This window comes from Paraburkholderia sp. RL17-373-BIF-A (assembly GCF_046030175.1).
Classification (GTDB): Bacteria; Pseudomonadota; Gammaproteobacteria; order Burkholderiales; family Burkholderiaceae; genus Paraburkholderia.
In genome coordinates, this window is record NZ_JARESO010000381.1 from 1 (window position 1) to 595 (window position 595).

General features: G+C 63.7%; 1 protein-coding gene. It reads left to right on the plus strand.

Translation table 11 applies throughout. The annotated features are described in order from the left end of the window. Positions 1-192: 192 nt before the first annotated feature. The coding region (locus P0D80_RS50975) for an IS21 family transposase (RefSeq protein WP_459252782.1) at positions 193-595 on the plus strand (403 nt) is incomplete at its 3' end.

Sequence of the window (595 nt, forward strand, 5' to 3'; positions counted from 1 at the left end):
TATCGCGCGTCAATCAAGATGAGAACAGCGCGTCAATCAGGATGAGAACTGGCTTGGCGGCAGCGGTGGAGGGCGTAGCCCGGAACCGCTGCCGCCAAGCCGCGCCGAACAGTCCCCCCGTCATCGGGGAGCCTTGTCGGTGGTCGCGGTGGATCGGGTATGAAGGAACCTTCCATTTCACGGGAGGCAACGGTGCCCGGGCGTCACGTCAACGACCACCAGATGAGGCTATACATGAAGTACAGAAGCAAGGAACAACCGACCAGGGCAGGCGCACGCGCCGGGTTTAGCGCTGCCACTGCCTATCGCATCGAACAGGACCCAAGACCGCCATCGAAGAAGAAGGCGCCACGCACGAGTCGCCGTGCTGATCCCCTGGCCGCAATCTTTGACGCCGAGATCGTCCCGCTGCTGCAGTCCGCGCCGGGCATCCGGCCCGTGGCCGTATTTGACGAGATGCTTCGCCGCCATCCAGACCTCCCGGGCAGCGTGCGCCGTACGCTGGAGCGACGTATTCGCAACTGGCGCGCTCAACATGGCGAGGAACGTGACGTCATGTTCCGTCAGGTGCATGAGCCTGGTCGCCTCGGCCTGT